The sequence below is a fragment of the Streptomyces sp. URMC 124 genome, from assembly GCF_051386455.1.
In the GTDB taxonomy this organism is placed as follows: Bacteria; Actinomycetota; Actinomycetes; order Streptomycetales; family Streptomycetaceae; genus Streptomyces.
This window is the reverse complement of record NZ_JBPQTS010000496.1, coordinates 1-266: the sequence shown is the minus strand read 5'-3', so window position 1 is coordinate 266 and position 266 is coordinate 1. Positions and strand designations below refer to the sequence as shown.

Here is a 266-nt window from a genome sequence, read left to right as displayed (position 1 = left end):
ACCAGGATCGGTCCATCACAAACTTACCATTCGCGCCGAAAGCTCTTTTCATGTATCTCTCAGTTGATACGACCGTGAATGACCGAGCATATGCCTATGGTTATGCAGGAGCTTGGTTAACACCTACAAACACCGTTCAATATTCGAGGTATCTCGAAGTCAATATCAACAATTCGAGTTATCGAAGCTCCAATCTAAGAGATGTGGAGTTTGGTTCAAACTATGTAAACTTTCTTATTTCAGGTGGCGCAAGCGCTCTATATTAC

Annotated in this window: 1 protein-coding gene; it reads left to right on the top strand. The window is 42.5% G+C overall.

Features of this window, described 5'->3' with window-relative positions:
- Window positions 1-74: 74 nt before the first annotated feature.
- Window positions 75-266, top strand: a 192-nt coding sequence (locus ACSNOG_RS33450; RefSeq protein ID WP_436756428.1) for a hypothetical protein, incomplete at its 3' end; no start/stop codon positions are given.